Source organism: Bradyrhizobium sp. LeoB3 (genome assembly GCF_055456055.1).
The window spans coordinates 1-13,298 of sequence record NZ_JBVBEF010000015.1; the positions used below are offsets into that span (position 1 = coordinate 1).

The 13,298-nt window shown below is 60.7% G+C and carries 16 protein-coding genes; 8 read left to right on the plus strand and 8 right to left on the minus strand.

Going from position 1 to position 13,298, the window contains the following annotated elements:
* The first annotated feature begins 466 nt into the window (after window positions 1-466).
* A complete protein-coding gene (locus ACZXDY_RS13165) occupies window positions 467-808 on the plus strand; it encodes a hypothetical protein (protein ID WP_463331751.1) in 342 nt (113 codons plus the stop codon).
* Window positions 809-995: 187 nt separating this feature from the next.
* Here the strand turns inward: ACZXDY_RS13165 and ACZXDY_RS13170 are convergent, their stop codons facing one another.
* Entirely contained in the window at window positions 996-1,283 is a 288-nt protein-coding gene (locus ACZXDY_RS13170) for an H-NS histone family protein (protein WP_463331752.1), read from the minus strand.
* Window positions 1,284-1,580: 297 nt separating this feature from the next.
* Between ACZXDY_RS13170 and ACZXDY_RS13175 the strand changes: the two genes are divergently transcribed.
* Genes ACZXDY_RS13175 through ACZXDY_RS13185 form a run of 3 tightly spaced genes read left to right on the plus strand, consistent with a single transcriptional unit; the run spans window position 1,581 to window position 2,612 of the window.
* A complete protein-coding gene (locus tag ACZXDY_RS13175; RefSeq protein ID WP_464345779.1) occupies window positions 1,581-1,874 on the plus strand; it encodes a hypothetical protein in 294 nt (97 codons plus the stop codon).
* Complete coding sequence (locus tag ACZXDY_RS13180; protein WP_464345780.1) at window positions 1,849-2,373, plus strand: hypothetical protein; 525 nt, start codon at window positions 1,849-1,851, stop codon at window positions 2,371-2,373. The genes ACZXDY_RS13175 and ACZXDY_RS13180 overlap by 26 nt, the downstream gene beginning before the upstream one ends.
* Window positions 2,374-2,402: 29 nt before the next feature.
* Entirely contained in the window at window positions 2,403-2,612 is a 210-nt protein-coding gene (locus ACZXDY_RS13185; protein WP_464345781.1) for a hypothetical protein, read from the plus strand.
* Between the two features lie 1,156 nt (window positions 2,613-3,768).
* Here the strand turns inward: ACZXDY_RS13185 and ACZXDY_RS13190 are convergent.
* A complete protein-coding gene (locus ACZXDY_RS13190) occupies window positions 3,769-4,599 on the minus strand; it encodes a LysR substrate-binding domain-containing protein (RefSeq protein ID WP_464345782.1) in 831 nt (276 codons plus the stop codon).
* Between the two features lie 160 nt (window positions 4,600-4,759).
* On the opposite strand from ACZXDY_RS13190, the gene ACZXDY_RS13195 reads away from it, so the two are divergent.
* The 3 genes from ACZXDY_RS13195 (at window position 4,760) to ACZXDY_RS13205 (ending at window position 9,093) form a co-directional block, all read left to right on the plus strand.
* A complete protein-coding gene (locus tag ACZXDY_RS13195; protein WP_464345783.1) occupies window positions 4,760-5,944 on the plus strand; it encodes an MFS transporter in 1,185 nt (394 codons plus the stop codon).
* Window positions 5,945-6,930: 986 nt separating this feature from the next.
* Entirely contained in the window at window positions 6,931-7,878 is a 948-nt protein-coding gene (locus ACZXDY_RS13200; RefSeq protein ID WP_464345784.1) for a helix-turn-helix domain-containing protein, read from the plus strand.
* A 390-nt stretch (window positions 7,879-8,268) separates the two neighbouring features.
* Window positions 8,269-9,093, plus strand: a complete 825-nt coding sequence (locus ACZXDY_RS13205; RefSeq protein ID WP_464345785.1) for a fumarylacetoacetate hydrolase family protein — start codon at window positions 8,269-8,271, stop codon at window positions 9,091-9,093.
* Between the two features lie 63 nt (window positions 9,094-9,156).
* Here ACZXDY_RS13205 and ACZXDY_RS13210 read toward each other — a convergent pair whose 3' ends face one another.
* The 5 genes from ACZXDY_RS13210 to ACZXDY_RS13230 all read right to left on the minus strand — a co-directional run bounded on the left by ACZXDY_RS13210 (window position 9,157) and on the right by ACZXDY_RS13230 (window position 11,436).
* On the minus strand, window positions 9,157-9,333 hold the full coding sequence (locus tag ACZXDY_RS13210) for a helix-turn-helix domain-containing protein (RefSeq protein WP_464345850.1): 177 nt from the start codon (window positions 9,331-9,333) through the stop codon (window positions 9,157-9,159).
* 22 nt (window positions 9,334-9,355) lie between these two features.
* A complete protein-coding gene (locus ACZXDY_RS13215) occupies window positions 9,356-9,538 on the minus strand; it encodes a hypothetical protein (RefSeq protein ID WP_464345786.1) in 183 nt (60 codons plus the stop codon).
* A gap of 138 nt (window positions 9,539-9,676) precedes the next feature.
* The gene (locus tag ACZXDY_RS13220; protein ID WP_464345787.1) at window positions 9,677-10,003 is read right to left on the minus strand and encodes an Atu4866 domain-containing protein; all 327 of its coding nucleotides are present in this window, start codon (window positions 10,001-10,003) and stop codon (window positions 9,677-9,679) included.
* 91 nt (window positions 10,004-10,094) lie between these two features.
* Complete coding sequence (locus ACZXDY_RS13225; RefSeq protein WP_464345788.1) at window positions 10,095-10,625, minus strand: nuclear transport factor 2 family protein; 531 nt, start codon at window positions 10,623-10,625, stop codon at window positions 10,095-10,097.
* Window positions 10,626-10,713: 88 nt separating this feature from the next.
* A complete protein-coding gene (locus ACZXDY_RS13230; RefSeq protein ID WP_464345789.1) occupies window positions 10,714-11,436 on the minus strand; it encodes an SDR family oxidoreductase in 723 nt (240 codons plus the stop codon).
* Between the two features lie 99 nt (window positions 11,437-11,535).
* On the opposite strand from ACZXDY_RS13230, the gene ACZXDY_RS13235 reads away from it, so the two are divergent.
* A complete protein-coding gene (locus ACZXDY_RS13235) occupies window positions 11,536-12,423 on the plus strand; it encodes a LysR family transcriptional regulator (RefSeq protein ID WP_464345790.1) in 888 nt (295 codons plus the stop codon).
* 320 nt (window positions 12,424-12,743) lie between these two features.
* Here the strand turns inward: ACZXDY_RS13235 and ACZXDY_RS13240 are convergent, their stop codons facing one another.
* Complete coding sequence (locus ACZXDY_RS13240) at window positions 12,744-13,289, minus strand: CAP domain-containing protein (protein WP_464345851.1); 546 nt, start codon at window positions 13,287-13,289, stop codon at window positions 12,744-12,746.
* Between the last annotated feature and the right edge of the window lie 9 nt (window positions 13,290-13,298).

The following is a 13,298-nucleotide window of genomic DNA, read 5'->3' on the forward strand; positions in this document are numbered from 1 at the left end:
CCAGCCGGCTGATCACCGGGGTACCGCCCACCTGGGGAATTTTACTTCGGCACATCTGGGGAAATTTGGAGCGGCATTGACACCCTTCTTCAAGGGCTTGCGGGAGGACCTGAAATGAAATGGTGCGCCCGCTGCGACAATTGCCGCTGGGTCTGCGAGAACCATCCCGACCAGCCGTGGCTGGGTGACTACGCCTGCGAGTGCGGCGGAGCCGGTGCGCCCTGCCCTGTCTGCAACCCCTGTGACGAGAACACCCCCGCCGGAGCCGCCAGAGGGCTTTGCGGCCATCCTGCTGGATAACGACGATACAGATTGAGAGGACCAAATCGTCTGGTCTCGACGTGCAGCAACTCCTGTTCGCAAGGGAGATCTCTGTCGCTCGTGCTTCTTTCCGAGTTTTTTGGAACTCTAAACCCGCTTGGCTCGTTCGCCATTAAAGACATGTAATCTCGCGGCCGGTGTAACGATGGCACCACCTCCGGATACGTCTCGGCCTAGCTTCCGGTATCACCTGAAGGTCCATTCCTTTCGCATCTTCACAGTCATCGTCGCATGGCTGCTCATTGTCGCAGCGTTCTATGAGAAGCCAGAGTTGCTCACTGGCGCTCAGCGCTCCCTGCAACGTGGCATAGAAGCCATCGGCGACGCGATTCCGCCGCCGTGGGGACCACGGATTGAGTTCGTCTTCCGAGAGATCGGCGGTTTGATCTGGCTTCAGATCACGCTGTTTGTGCTTGTACTTCGCGTGGTGCTGTCGACGATCGCGGCGATGTGGCGATTTGGTTTACGCCGAGAGCGCGGCTTCTGATCTCGGCAAACGCAGTAGCTGTCGCAAGGGGACTCACGCGTCGGTCGCGACCGGCGGCAGCATCATCCATGTCATTCCCGCCGGGCGAGCGGGTCGCCTGTCCAGGAGAAGGGGGGACTGTTTCTTACGGCGGCCTGCGGGCCGCCCGACCCTACCGCGCTTCGAGGAGGCAGAGTCCGCCCCATGGTCATATTCTGAATTCGTCCATCCGTCGTCCTGACTCCAGCTGCTTTGCGAGCCAGCGCGGGCACTTGCCCCGGCCGGCCCAGGTCTCAGCCGGATCATCAGGATTTCGATACTTGGGAGAGACTCGCGGATACGGTCGCCGTCCAGAAAGTGGCTGTTCCAACCGATCCAATCTGTCGACCAACCGCTGCTTCTGTTGACAGATCTTTTCCTTCAGGACGTCCGAAATTTCCACGTGCAAAGTCCATAAGCGGTCAAGATCCATTTTTTCGAGTTCTGCTCGTCTCATTATGTCCCCGTTTTCAAATTCGCAGGTCCTCCCCAGGTAGAATAATAGGGTTTCTCATCTTGGTTAAACTGAGACTAAAATGCGCAATTAAATCGGGATTTTATTGGCGAGCGCGGATTATCTCTGTGCGGCTGACGCGCTCTGTCGTGTGGTGGCTCGCATCACTGTTGGCCTTATTCGGCCTGCCGGTCTTCCGCGCCGTTCCGGACGCCTTGGCGGCAATTGTCTTCGCCGTCACGTTCTCGCCTGCCACGATCTGGGCCTCGACTCTCGACGCGCGGGCTCCGGTATCCTCACGTGGACAACTCGATCAACATCGGATCCATGACCGGTAGCGCTATTCAGCAAGGCAGCCCCGGCGCCAAGCAATCGGTCGCGTTCAGTTTGAAAATTGACGAGGCGAAGGCTGCCTTAGCCGCGTTCCAAACGCAACTAACGGCATCACAACCTCCGCCGCAACAACTTGACGGAATCAACGCCGAGCTCCGCACGATCCAGGCTCAGCTCTCGAAGAAGTCCCCCTCTTTGGTGATCCTGCAGGAAGCAGGACGCTCGGTTCGCAATATTGTTGAAGGCATCGCGGCCTTTTGACCCGCATGCTGATGGCTTCGAAGATAAGTTCTACCACGCGGGCTGCGACGACGCGCTGATCTCCTTTCAGAAGGGCCACATCATCGTAGACTTCGCTCGAGAGGCAGACTCAATCGCCGAAGCCATCGCATCGGCAGTCGAAAATGTCTGCTCGACTGGCGCAAAAATCGATCGGATCGAACCGGATCCGCTTGTAAATCTCACCGATATTGCTGCGCGCACGGAGATGACGCGCGCGGCCATTTCGAATTACGCGAAGGGTACAAGGGGTAAGGATTTTCCGTCTCCGGTTGCGCGGGTTACTTCGGACGCGCCACTGTACGATTGGGCTGAGGTCGCCAATTGGATGGCCTTGCATAAGAAGATACCGGTCGAGGCCGCCGTTTCAGCTGGCGTGTTTCAGGAGGCCAATAAGGCTATTGAGGAAGGCGAGCTTCATTTGGTCGATCGCCTGAAGAGACGAGCCCAGGAAGAAGAAGAAGCTTTGGAAGCCGCTTAACTGCCTACCACTGAAGCTGAGTAGCCACTTTGACTGTCGAATGGCTGAGTGTTTCAAAGCTGATCCCCGTGGGGTCTTCCGCGCTCAAGTCGATTTACGATCGAGTGGTCGGTAAATCACCAAAGCTCAACTTCGATACAACAAGTGGTGGGGTAGAGCTTCACATCTTCAATCCACGCGATGAGACGATCATTGTTGAACGTGTTGAAGCATCAATGCCAGGGCGCGGCACATCCTAACCGCCCCGCCGAGGCGTTATTCAGAAGGCACCCGCCCACCCGTTGACTGGTCTCGACACCGAGCTTTCCGAACAGACACGGGCAACAACACGCACCTTCATTGAGGCCATGGCCGAGCGGCCCATGAAAAAGGGCGCCCCGAAGGGCGCCCTGATTTGGGGTGGAGTGAGGGAATCGAACCCCCACCGCGGCATCTTCTCGCACCTCAGAATGTATCTCTCGCCTGCCATCGCTGCGTGGTTTGTAGCTCGCCAACCAGGCTCCACAGCGCCGCTGCTACACCAAACATATCAACGTGTGCATTCATGAGAACCTCCATCTTCAGGTTGAAGCCGAAGCTAAACGAGAATGTGAAAGCCCAGACAGCAAGCGCCCACGCTACGACGGTCCATTGGTTGAGATAAGTTACTCCGGTTGCGAAACTAAAGCTCGTTATATGGTGATCCGCCCAGGCCTTTTCAAGGGCAAATCAGTTGATGAGATTTCGACATCGGCGCGCGATTCAAATGCCTACCGGTCAGGGACAAGATTTTAGCCGTCGAGACCGACAATCAGGGCGCCCTATAAACCCAATCTTGCAAGTCGGATTGTTCGCAGGCAACCAGAGCAGCCCCTTGCTCTGGTTGGGAAGCGGATGACCACCGACGCTGGCCCGGTAAAAGGAGCCGGTAGGCCGCAACTGATATGAGGCCGTCCGTGAAACGCGGCTGGGATGGTGGGGCGCTTAGGCGCCCTTTTTACACCCGATACTGTTCGAGTGTATCGCCCTTCAGCTTCGCCCAGGCTGGCATCGTCCCGACACCCGACTATTCGTTCTGACCGTCGCGATACTTCACCGGCGTCTTAGGAAGCGCTGTGGATGGTTTTGACGTGACCAGCGCCCCGACCCTTTCCGACTCCGCCAAAAGCTCCTTTTGGCGCGCGGCAAAGGCCGTAGTTCGAACCGTAGCTTCACTTAATTCGGTCGAAGAAACGCGAGCGAATTCAGCAGTGTTGACAGGACACCCCTTCCGCCAACGGATCACGGGCCGGAAAACTCCCCCATCGTCCCTCATTGGTGGACCGTTTCAGAGTGGCTGGAGCATGAGGAGCGTAGGTCCTCAGAGGGCTCCCGATAAAGTTCAATCGGAAACGCTCACGACTGCGCGCCGAAAGGTCATAGACGGAGATTCGGACCGCCACGCGGCGGTCTCTTCAAGAATCCACCCGCGGAAGGGTCGATCTTGGCAGCCTTCATCGCCTCGGGCCGCACCACGAAGTAATAGGAATCGGCCGTTGCCGAGGAGACCGGCAGAGCCAGGACGATGCGTCCGGCGCCGAGTTCGTCGGCGGCATAGACGTCTCGCACGAGCGCCAAGCCCTGTCCGGCGATCGCTGCGCGGATCAGCAGCAGGTCGTTCTCGAAGCACGGACCTTTCCGGGCCAGCTCGCCGCCCGCGTCGATTTGGTGTGCCCGGAGCCATGAGGGCCAAGCCGAGCGGTCGCGATCCTGCATAAGCGAATACCGAAGGCAATCAGCAGCGCTCTCGATCGGAGGGCCGCCCGCCAGCAGCGCGGGGCTCGCTACGCAGAGAAGCCGCGGCGTCAGGAGCCGGATCACTTCGAGGCCGGGATAGTCGCCAGAGCCGTGGCGCAGTGCCACGTCGACACGGTCGTTGCGCAGGTCGGCGAGCCGGGGACTCGCGTCGATGCGGACATCGATCTCGGGATGAAGTTTTGAGAACCGGCCGAGACGTGGCACGAGCCAGGCCGCCGCGAAGGACGGTGTCGTGCTGACCGAAAGGACGTACCGGTCTTCGGAGCCAGTCCCGAACATGCCCACCGCGGCTTCGATCTGCCGGAAACCCTGCGACAGCGGCTCGCACAGTCGCATCCCTTCCGCCGTCAAACGGACTTCCCGGTTTCGGCGCTCCAGCAACGTCAGGCCGAGCCTCTGCTCAAGCAGCTTCACCTGCTGGCTGACTGCTCCGGGCGTCACGCCGAGCACGGCGGCGGCGCGCTTGACGCTGCCGTGCTCTCCTACTGATGCGAAGGCCCTCAGGGCCAGAAGCGAGACCGTAGGTGACATAGGGTCAATTTAGCTGGGCTAAACTGACGGGCAAGAGATATGGTTTGTCGCGGACCCCGTCCTCCGACAGCGTGGCGGCATGCAAAGGGCTGGGGATTCGACAGTTTCGACCGACGATGCTGCGCTCAGTCGCGGCCTGCTCGCCGTTCTGGCAGTCGCCGCCGGCCTGACCGTGGCGAATAATTACTACAACCAAGCAATGCTTGGCCTGCTGGCCGACGAGTTCCAGCTTTCGGCCGCGACGGTCGCGCTGCTGCCGGTGCTGACCCAGCTCGGCAATGTCGCCGGCATTCTCTTCCTCGCGCCTCTCGGCGACCGGCTGGAGCGGCGCCAGCTCATTCTCGTAACGATGACGGCGCTGATCGCGGTTCTTGTGGCGGCTGCCAACGCTCCGGGGTTCGCGTGGCTGGTCGCCGCCGGCCTTGGCATCGGCCTGTTTGCGACCGTGACCCAGCAGATCGTCCCGCTCGCCGTGCTTCTGGCCTCCCCGACCGAGCGCGGCCGCGTGCTCGGCATCGTGACCGGCGGCATCCTGGTCGGCATCCTGCTCGCCCGCACGGTGAGCGGCGTGATCTCCGATCTTCTCGGCTGGCACGCCGTATTCTGGACTGCGGCCGGACTGATGTTGGCAACTGCGGCGGCGCTTCGCGCGATGCTGCCGCGCGTCGAGCCGATCTCGGACCTCGGCTATGGCCGGCTGCTCGGCTCGCTCTGGATGCTGCTGCGCGCGCATCGCGTACTGCGCCGCGCCATCGCCGTGCAGGCTCTCATCTTCGCGGCCTTCATCGGCTTCTGGTCCAACCTCGCTTTGCTGTTCGACGGCCCGCCCTACCATCTTGGCGCGACGGCGGTGGGACTGATGGCGCTGGTCGGCGTCGGCGGCGCCCTTGCCGCGCCCGTCGCGGGCACGCTCGCCGATACGCGTGGGCCGGCCGCCGTCGTCTCGATCGGCGCGGGCCTCGTCGTCGTCGCCTTCGCCATTTTCGGGTTGTTCCAGGGCTCGCTTATCGCGCTCGTCCTCGGCGTGCTGGTCCTCGATCTTGCCGTGCAGTCGTCGCAGGTCGCCAATCAGGCGCAGGTCTTCGCCCTCGATCCGACCGCGCGAAGTCGCATCAACACGCTGTTCATGGCGACGATGATCCTCGGCGGTGCCTGCGGCTCCGGCATCGCGGGGCCTGCCTTTGCCCATTGGGGCTGGACCGGAACCTGCATCTTCGGCGCAGCCGCCGCCAGTTTGGCGTTTCTTCTGTCCCGTGTGAAATGAGCGGCGGATTGTCGTCGCCGCCAAACCGGGACACGCTCCGCAATGCGTTATTAAAGCGCGCTGGTTGGATCAAATAATACTTCCCGAGGTGGCGGCAATCATCGTGGCATTATCGCGGGGTCCGGCGCCGAAATGGGTCCACGTTGAAGGCTGCTATTGAGAGCACGACGAAGCTAAAGGTTTCGGTGGATAAGCCGAACCAACCCGAAGTGTCTAATTCGTTTACCTGTTCGTCGGCATTAATCCGCCTGCATCGAATTAGCCTCACTCCGACCAGGACGAAAAGAACTCCATGGCCTACTGCCTGATGGTCAGAGCACCTGCCCGACAAAGCGATTGGTGGAAACAATTTTTGTGCGCTGAACCGGTCATGAATGAAAATCACCCGACTACAGTTGTCTGTCCTGCACTGAGGAAAGCGGCATGAATTCAGTTCTGAATGCGCGTATTCGTGCGATTCCCCATCATGTACGTTCTATTCTAGTCGGTCTGCTGCCTGTGCCTTCCATCAGTCAGACCCCTCCAATCCAATCGCGTGGGTTGGAGAAGCGAATAGGCGCATCGAAGAACTGTCCAGTGCGACCCACGAAATGATTAGGAATCACGATCTCCACCCGAGATCGCACTCACTTTTGTCGTTTCTGCCAATACGCCGGCGAGGTCGACTCCAGAGAAACTCCAAAACGTTAGGGCCAGCATTCCCCCAGGCGAGGAATAGCCGAGGACCGTGGAGTGGCTCCCAAGTAATCCACACCCCACGACGACCTGTAGCTTCATCGCGCTCCAACCATGCTGGCCTTCCAGGGCCCGGCGCAGCCACCTGGTCACATTGCGGCCGAAGAAGATCTCCGCCTGTTCGGAAATTGCCGTGCGATCTTGATATCCAAGAAGTCAGTGCAACGGATACGTTAGAAGTCGATGTCAATGCTGTGCGGAAATCACGAAGCGAAAAGACGGCTACGCAAGGTGCATGTCCGAGGATTAGGATGCATCCGACAGATCCACCCGTTGCTGGAGCGCGGCTCGATCCTCCTGTAGCCATGTTCAGTGGCCCGGGCCATCAGGATACTTTGTGGTCCGATGTGAAAGGGAGCGTCGCCCACTCAAGGATGATCAGATGGACGGGCGGCACTGCGGCGACTCACGCGATCATCAAGGTCTCTGGCGCTGCCGAAGTCCGCACGCGTCTGTTCGAGCTGCATTTCTCGTGGAATTCTGGCGTTGCCGAAGCCGAAGCCAAATCGGGCAAGCGGTTTTGGGCTTACAAGAATAGACCTCGCTATGGCCTCGTACTGCCGCCCGGTACGGGCGTGGAATTCAGAATCCAAGAGAAATCGAACTACAGATTTCTCGCAATGGAGTTTGAACCCGCCTATCTCCTGGGAGTTGCGGAACTCGGACATCTCAGTGCACTCGAATTTATCGAGACCTGGGAGTATGACGACCGCCTCACCTGGCATCTGGCAGAGGCAATCTTCGAAGAGTGTGAGAGTGAAGCACAACAGGGTCTTCTGTACTCAGAGACTGCAGTCACGTTGCTCGCTCTGCAGGCCGCCCGTAATCTTTCGAATCATGCGAGCCACGTAAAGCTGCTTAGGCGCGGTGGGCTTCCGCCCGCGATCCTTCGTCGAGCATGTGAGTACATGGTCAGCCGCTTGAATGACGACATATCGCTTTCCGAAATCGCGAATGCGATTGGGCTGTCGCCCGGACACTTTGCATTTGCGTTCAAGCAGTCGATGGGCATTGCGCCTCATGCCTGGTTGCGCCGGCACCGGATCGACACAGGAAAGGCGTTGCTGCGCAACCGCGATCTTAGCGTGTCCGTGATTGCCGCCAGCGTCGGCTTCGCCAATCAAAGCTCCTTTGGGGCCGCCTTCCGGAAGGAGACCGGCCAGACGCCGACCGCCTGGCGGCGGCTGCATTGGTTGTGATCACCATCTGCAGCGAGACGATGGTCGACTGATCTTTCTTGATCTGATCTATCGCCACTCCCGGTGACGCATTGGCGATGCGGCAGGCGTCTCTCGCAGCTTCAATGCAATCTATTCCATCGAAATCACATCTCCGTGGCCTGCCTCACGGTACGCGGGGCTCCTCACACGGCAGAATTCTCGCGCCGGATTTCCTTTCGTCCAAAACGTAGACGTTTCTCATCAGAGCAAGATGAAAGAGCGGCTGCGGCCCGACAGACACTTTCGTCATGAGATGCGAGGTCCATTTCCGAGATGTGGACTGCCAGAGCCACCAGGCCGCGCTCAAGCGAGCGCAGCCGTCAAATATCTCGATGCGTATTGGTGCCATGAAGCAATGGAGAATAGACGATGCAGCAATTTGCGCGTGTACTTACAGATATGGGTGCCGTTCCCGTAATTATAGAAGGGGATGAGCATCTCGATTTGCGCCCGATCGTGTCCGACATCAACCCGGACGCAATAGCCGGTGGCGCCTTGATCGGAGTAGATACGTCCCGTCTTTCTCCCCTCGTCGGCGACTTCACCTACTTGGCGCCGATCAATGGCATTCGGCAGATCGCGGCGACGGGCTTCAACTACAGAAAGCACATTGAGGAATTCAAGATGAAGCCGCCCACCGAGCCCGAGGTGTTCCTGAAGGCGATCACCTCGCTGACCGGACCGTTCGATCCGATCTTCCGTGGCCCCAATCAGAGCGTAAAGCTCGACTGGGAGGTGGAGCTGGCGATCGTGGTTGGGCGCGAGGCGCGGGATATCGTGGTGGCCGAGGCGGCCGACTACATCTTCGGCTACGTCTGTGTGAATGACATCTCTGATCGCGCGACACAGGTCGACGAGGAAGGTCAGCAACATCTAGTGCGCGCCAAGTCGCGGCCCAGCTATTCCCCGATAGGGCCGTATCTGGCGACCGGCATCGACGGAATGAAGCTCGATGTCTGGACCAAGCTGAACGGGGACTATGAGCAGCGCGGCAACACCAGCGACATGCTGTTTGGGGTCCACGAGATGCTCGCCTATTTCTCGTCTCATATGACATTGCTCCCCGGGGATATCCTAGCGACCGGCACGCCACCCGGCGTCGGCTTTGGCAAGAACCGCTTTATGGCGGTAGGTGACGTGCTGGAATGCGGTATCACCAGTCTCGGCGCGCAGCGGCACGAGATCCGGAGCTAGGAGGCGTTCCGGGAGACTATCTACGGCGCCTCTCTACGGGCCTGGCTCAGGCCAGGCCACCGGTCAGCGCAGGTCGGCGCGGAGCTCGCGCACGCCGCGTCCCAGGCGCTCGCGCAACAGCGTCCGTAACGTTGCTCCGTCGACGTAACCGACTTCGGCGGCGATGGCGTCGAGGTCGAGACCGCTGCCGTGGAGGAGTGATTGCGCGCGCTCGATCCGGAGGTCCTGGAAGTAGGACAGCGGCGAAAGGCGAAGATCACCCTCATATGGCTGTCGTTGTTGTCGCCCGGAGTTGCTCGGTCAGTTGAAGCGCAAACTGAGCTGGATCGGTTACGCCGGCATAGGCGTTCGCTCCCAATGCCTTCTCTAGCGCATCCGCCACCTGCGCTCCCATATCCGGGAACACATAACCCTCGCGCAACTCGACAGCGATGCCGCCGATCACCTAACTGACCGTTGTCTGATCGAAGGGTACGCTTGGCGCCGTATCGGGAGCCACCTCGGCACTTGCCGTCGATGGCGGGGGACAAAAGACACGCTCCTTTCATTGTAGGCGGTATATTTCGGAAGACGCCCCCCTGCGTTACCGGCGATAGAGGATCATCCCGGCGTGATGCAGAACATCGTCGATGAATTCGCCATCAGCGGTGAAGCCGGTATCATCCCAATATTCGATGTGCGTGCCTGTCACTTCGTAACGCCCCTCGTAGGCATGCTCGCGCGTGCCTCGCGCCTCAACGTAGCGGCCGTTCGGCAGAAGTTCATGACGGATGTGGCTGTCCTGCGTAACCCAGAGGCCGACATAGGGGTGATTGGCTTTCAATTCTGTTTCCTCGGCCTGCACGGGTGGGGTCAGGAGGGTTGCCGCGATCATGGCCGCAAAGGCGCGCCGCATGGCCGAGCTCCTCATTTCATCTTTGTGTGTTGAATTGGGACCGCGGCCGGCCGCTCCGTGTCCGGGGACACGAAGCGACTGGCCCGGCGAGGTTCGCTATGTCCGCCTATTGCCGGCGCGGCTCGTTGTTGTCGACGACCTGCTGATAGGCGACGAGATCGAGAAAGGCTTCGGCCTCGACGACAGACCCGTCCTTCATCTTGAAGATCCACACGAACCGATTGCGGTACGGCGCTCCCGAGGTCGTGGTGGCCGAAGCGTCGAAGCGGATGATGACCCTGTCCCCGCTGGCCCAGATGTGGTGCACGACAGGCCGGAGCGGAGTCGCGAGACGGCTCACGAGGGGGGCCGAGGCGCGATCGACGAAATCCCTGATGCCGCGATAGGTGCCGGCAACTGGGCCGGAGCCATGGATTGTCCATGTCACGTCGGGGGCCAGGAGGTCAGCAAAAACGTTGCCGCCCGCAGTCCATCCCTCGAAAGCCTTACGGACGGTGGCTTCATTCCGCGCCTCGATGTTGGCATCCGGCGTGGGGGAATTGGCCTGGGCGAGGCCCGTGGTCGCTATGACGGTCAGGAGGATCAGGAGCGTGCGGGTGCGGCCCGCAAGCCGGTCGATCGAAGTGGCAAAGGTCATGGCCTCTTTCCTGTCGTTAAGGGGATAAAGGCGCGAACGGGGTCATCAGCACGGGATTGACCCCGATCGCGGATCGGACCGTCCGGCATCAGTTGCTCGATGCGGTCGGTCGGATGGTAATTTCGGTTGTGTCCACGCTCGGCGGAGCCTCGATCAGTTGCCGTACAGCGCGCGCGATGTCGGCGGGCTGAAGCGCGATCGCCCGATAGCGTTCCATCACAGCCACGGTCTCCGCATGAGTGATGGTCGAGGCGAGTTCACTCTCCACGACGCCGGGGTTGACGCAGGTGACGCGGATGTTCGTGCTCTCCTGACGCAAGCCGTCCGAGATCGCGCGAACCGCGAACTTCGTTGCGCAATAAACGGCGGCGGTCGGCACGACCGAGAGTGCGCCGATGGAGCCGATATTGATGATCTGGCCGCTGCCCTGCCCCTCCATGATCGGCAAGACGGCGCCGATGCCCCAGAGCACGCCCTTGATGTTGACATCGACCATGCGCTCCCATTCGTCGAGCTTGCCGGCGGCAAGCGGCGAGAGCGGCATCACGCCGGCATTGTTAATGAGAACGTCGATGCGCCCCCACTCGTCCATCGCCGCCTGAGCGAAGCCAGCCATGGAATGGCGGTCGGTCACGTCGAGCAGCCGGGCTTGGGCGATTCCGCCGGCTCCCGTGATGTTATCGGCGATGGCTTCGATGCGGTTCAGCCGGCGGGCGCCCAGCAGCACCTTTGCGCCGGCCCCGCCGAGCTCTCTGGCGATGCCCTCGCCGATCCCGCTGGAGGCGCCGGTGATCAGAATAACCTTGTCCATCTCGTGCCCCTTGCTTTGCAGTCGGAGCCCAAGATGGACGTTCGCCGCTGTTGCTGGTATCCGTCCAGTGTTTGACTGGATGGTTAGCAATGCTGGACAATGAAGATTGACCTCAACCTGCTGCCGCTCTTCCTTGCCGTCGCGGAAGAACACAACTTCCGCGCTGCGGCCGATCGCCTTGGCGTGACCCGCTCGGCTGTCAGCCAGGGAGTGCGGCGGCTTGAGGATGCCTTTGGCACGAGCCTCGTCACGCGCACGACCCGTTCGGTACGCCTGACGGAAGCGGGTGAGCGTCTGCGCGAGGCACTGTCCCAACCCATCTCGGATATCGCCACGGCGCTTGACTACGTGGCCGCAGAGAATGCGCCGCGCGGGCTGCTGCGCATCGCCGTCACCTCGATTGCCGAGCGGTTCCTTTCAGGCCCCCTCATCGCCTCCTTCGCCGCGGCTCATCCTGGCGTCACGATCGATGTCACGGTCACGGACGAAGAATTCGATATCGTCGCGGCCGGCTACGATGCGGGCGTCAGGCTGGGCGAAGTGATCGAGCAAGACATGATCACGGTTCCCCTAACAGGCGATCAGCGCGAAGCCGTCGTGGCAGCTCCTTCTTATCTGGCGGCCCACGGCGCGCCGGCGCATCCACGCGAACTGATCCATCATCGCTGCATCGGCTGGCGCCCGGCGCCGAACGTCGCGCCCTACCGCTGGGAGTTTGAAGAGAACGGCATTCCCTTCGACCTGGCGGTCGAACCCCAGATCACCACGAACGACTTGCGCTTGATGCTTCGTGCGGCCCTCTGCGGGGCGGGTATCACCTTTGCACCGGAGGAAACCTTCCATCCATTCGTGAAGACCGGCGAACTCGTCCCGCTCCTGGAAGAATTCCTGCCGCCGTTTCCCGGCTTTTTTCTCTACTTTCCTCAGCGTCGCAACATGGCGCCCAAAATGCGCGCTTTGATCGAGCATGTACGGCAGTGGCGATAGCGCCCGCTGTAACAAGGCTGCCGATCAGAGCTAGCAGCAGGTGGAGGACATGCCGTCAGCCTAGACAGTTCGGCCGTGGCCGAAGCATCCCTGTTCCGAAGCAGCTAGCACCGCCGCATCGGAACCGTAGCGGAAAAGGGATGATGACCGGCAAGACAAACATAGCGGCGGAGCTGCCGGTGCTATTGGCCCTATCGACGCTTTGGGGGGCATCGAGTTCGAGCCGACCGCGTCAGTAGCGCTCACACCCATCTTTCATCCAGTTGGGTCGGCCCTCTGGCCTGTGCCAAACTCGCGCCTCCGTCAGGAAAAGCCCTGGATCAGAGGCAGATGCTGAGAATTTTCAGACGACAGGCCTCCACAGCGCGAGATTTGGGCTTGGCAACCGTCGCCTGCTTTGAGCTCTTCGGCGAATTCTTCGCCACCTTGGGACGCTCATAGTCGCCGGCAATCACCATCGCCCAATAGGTCCGCCCGGTCGCCGAACTCTTGACGCTGGCGACGCCAACGCGCGAGGCGTTGTGCAACAGCAGATTTCGCCGGTGTCCCGACGAATTGATCCATTGGTCGAGGGTCTTTGGAAAGCTGTCATAGCCGTAGGCGATGTTTTCTGCCGCCCGGCCCGCGCCCGATGGGTGGACGCGCGAGTTGAAGGGGCCGAGGACGTCGTGGTCGAGTTTGTCCTTTGCCGCCATCGCCGCGGCTTGCTCGTGCGCAATGCGCGTGAGCGTCGCATCCAGCACCACGCGCCCCTCCCCGTGCTGTACGCGATAGCCGGAGATCATGGCGGCGGGAGATTCGGCCCGAGCAAGCGCTGGGTAACAGCAAGCGGTAAACCAAAGGCAGAGTGTAAGGAGGGATTTCATCGATGTTCC

Bases quoted from the DNA above. Each gene is read 5' to 3' on its own strand.
- ACZXDY_RS13165 (WP_463331751.1), top strand. From the start codon at position 467: ATGGCACCACCTCCGGATACGTCTCGGCCTAGCTTCCGGTATCACCTG.
- ACZXDY_RS13170 (WP_463331752.1), bottom strand. From the start codon at position 1,283: ATGAGACGAGCAGAACTCGAAAAAATGGATCTTGACCGCTTATGGACT.
- ACZXDY_RS13195 (WP_464345783.1), top strand. From the start codon at position 4,760: ATGCAAAGGGCTGGGGATTCGACAGTTTCGACCGACGATGCTGCGCTC.
- ACZXDY_RS13200 (WP_464345784.1), top strand. From the start codon at position 6,931: ATGCATCCGACAGATCCACCCGTTGCTGGAGCGCGGCTCGATCCTCCT.
- ACZXDY_RS13205 (WP_464345785.1), top strand. From the start codon at position 8,269: ATGCAGCAATTTGCGCGTGTACTTACAGATATGGGTGCCGTTCCCGTA.
- ACZXDY_RS13220 (WP_464345787.1), bottom strand. From the start codon at position 10,003: ATGAGGAGCTCGGCCATGCGGCGCGCCTTTGCGGCCATGATCGCGGCA.
- ACZXDY_RS13225 (WP_464345788.1), bottom strand. From the start codon at position 10,625: ATGACCTTTGCCACTTCGATCGACCGGCTTGCGGGCCGCACCCGCACG.
- ACZXDY_RS13230 (WP_464345789.1), bottom strand. From the start codon at position 11,436: ATGGACAAGGTTATTCTGATCACCGGCGCCTCCAGCGGGATCGGCGAG.
- ACZXDY_RS13235 (WP_464345790.1), top strand. From the start codon at position 11,536: ATGAAGATTGACCTCAACCTGCTGCCGCTCTTCCTTGCCGTCGCGGAA.
- ACZXDY_RS13240 (WP_464345851.1), bottom strand. From the start codon at position 13,289: ATGAAATCCCTCCTTACACTCTGCCTTTGGTTTACCGCTTGCTGTTAC.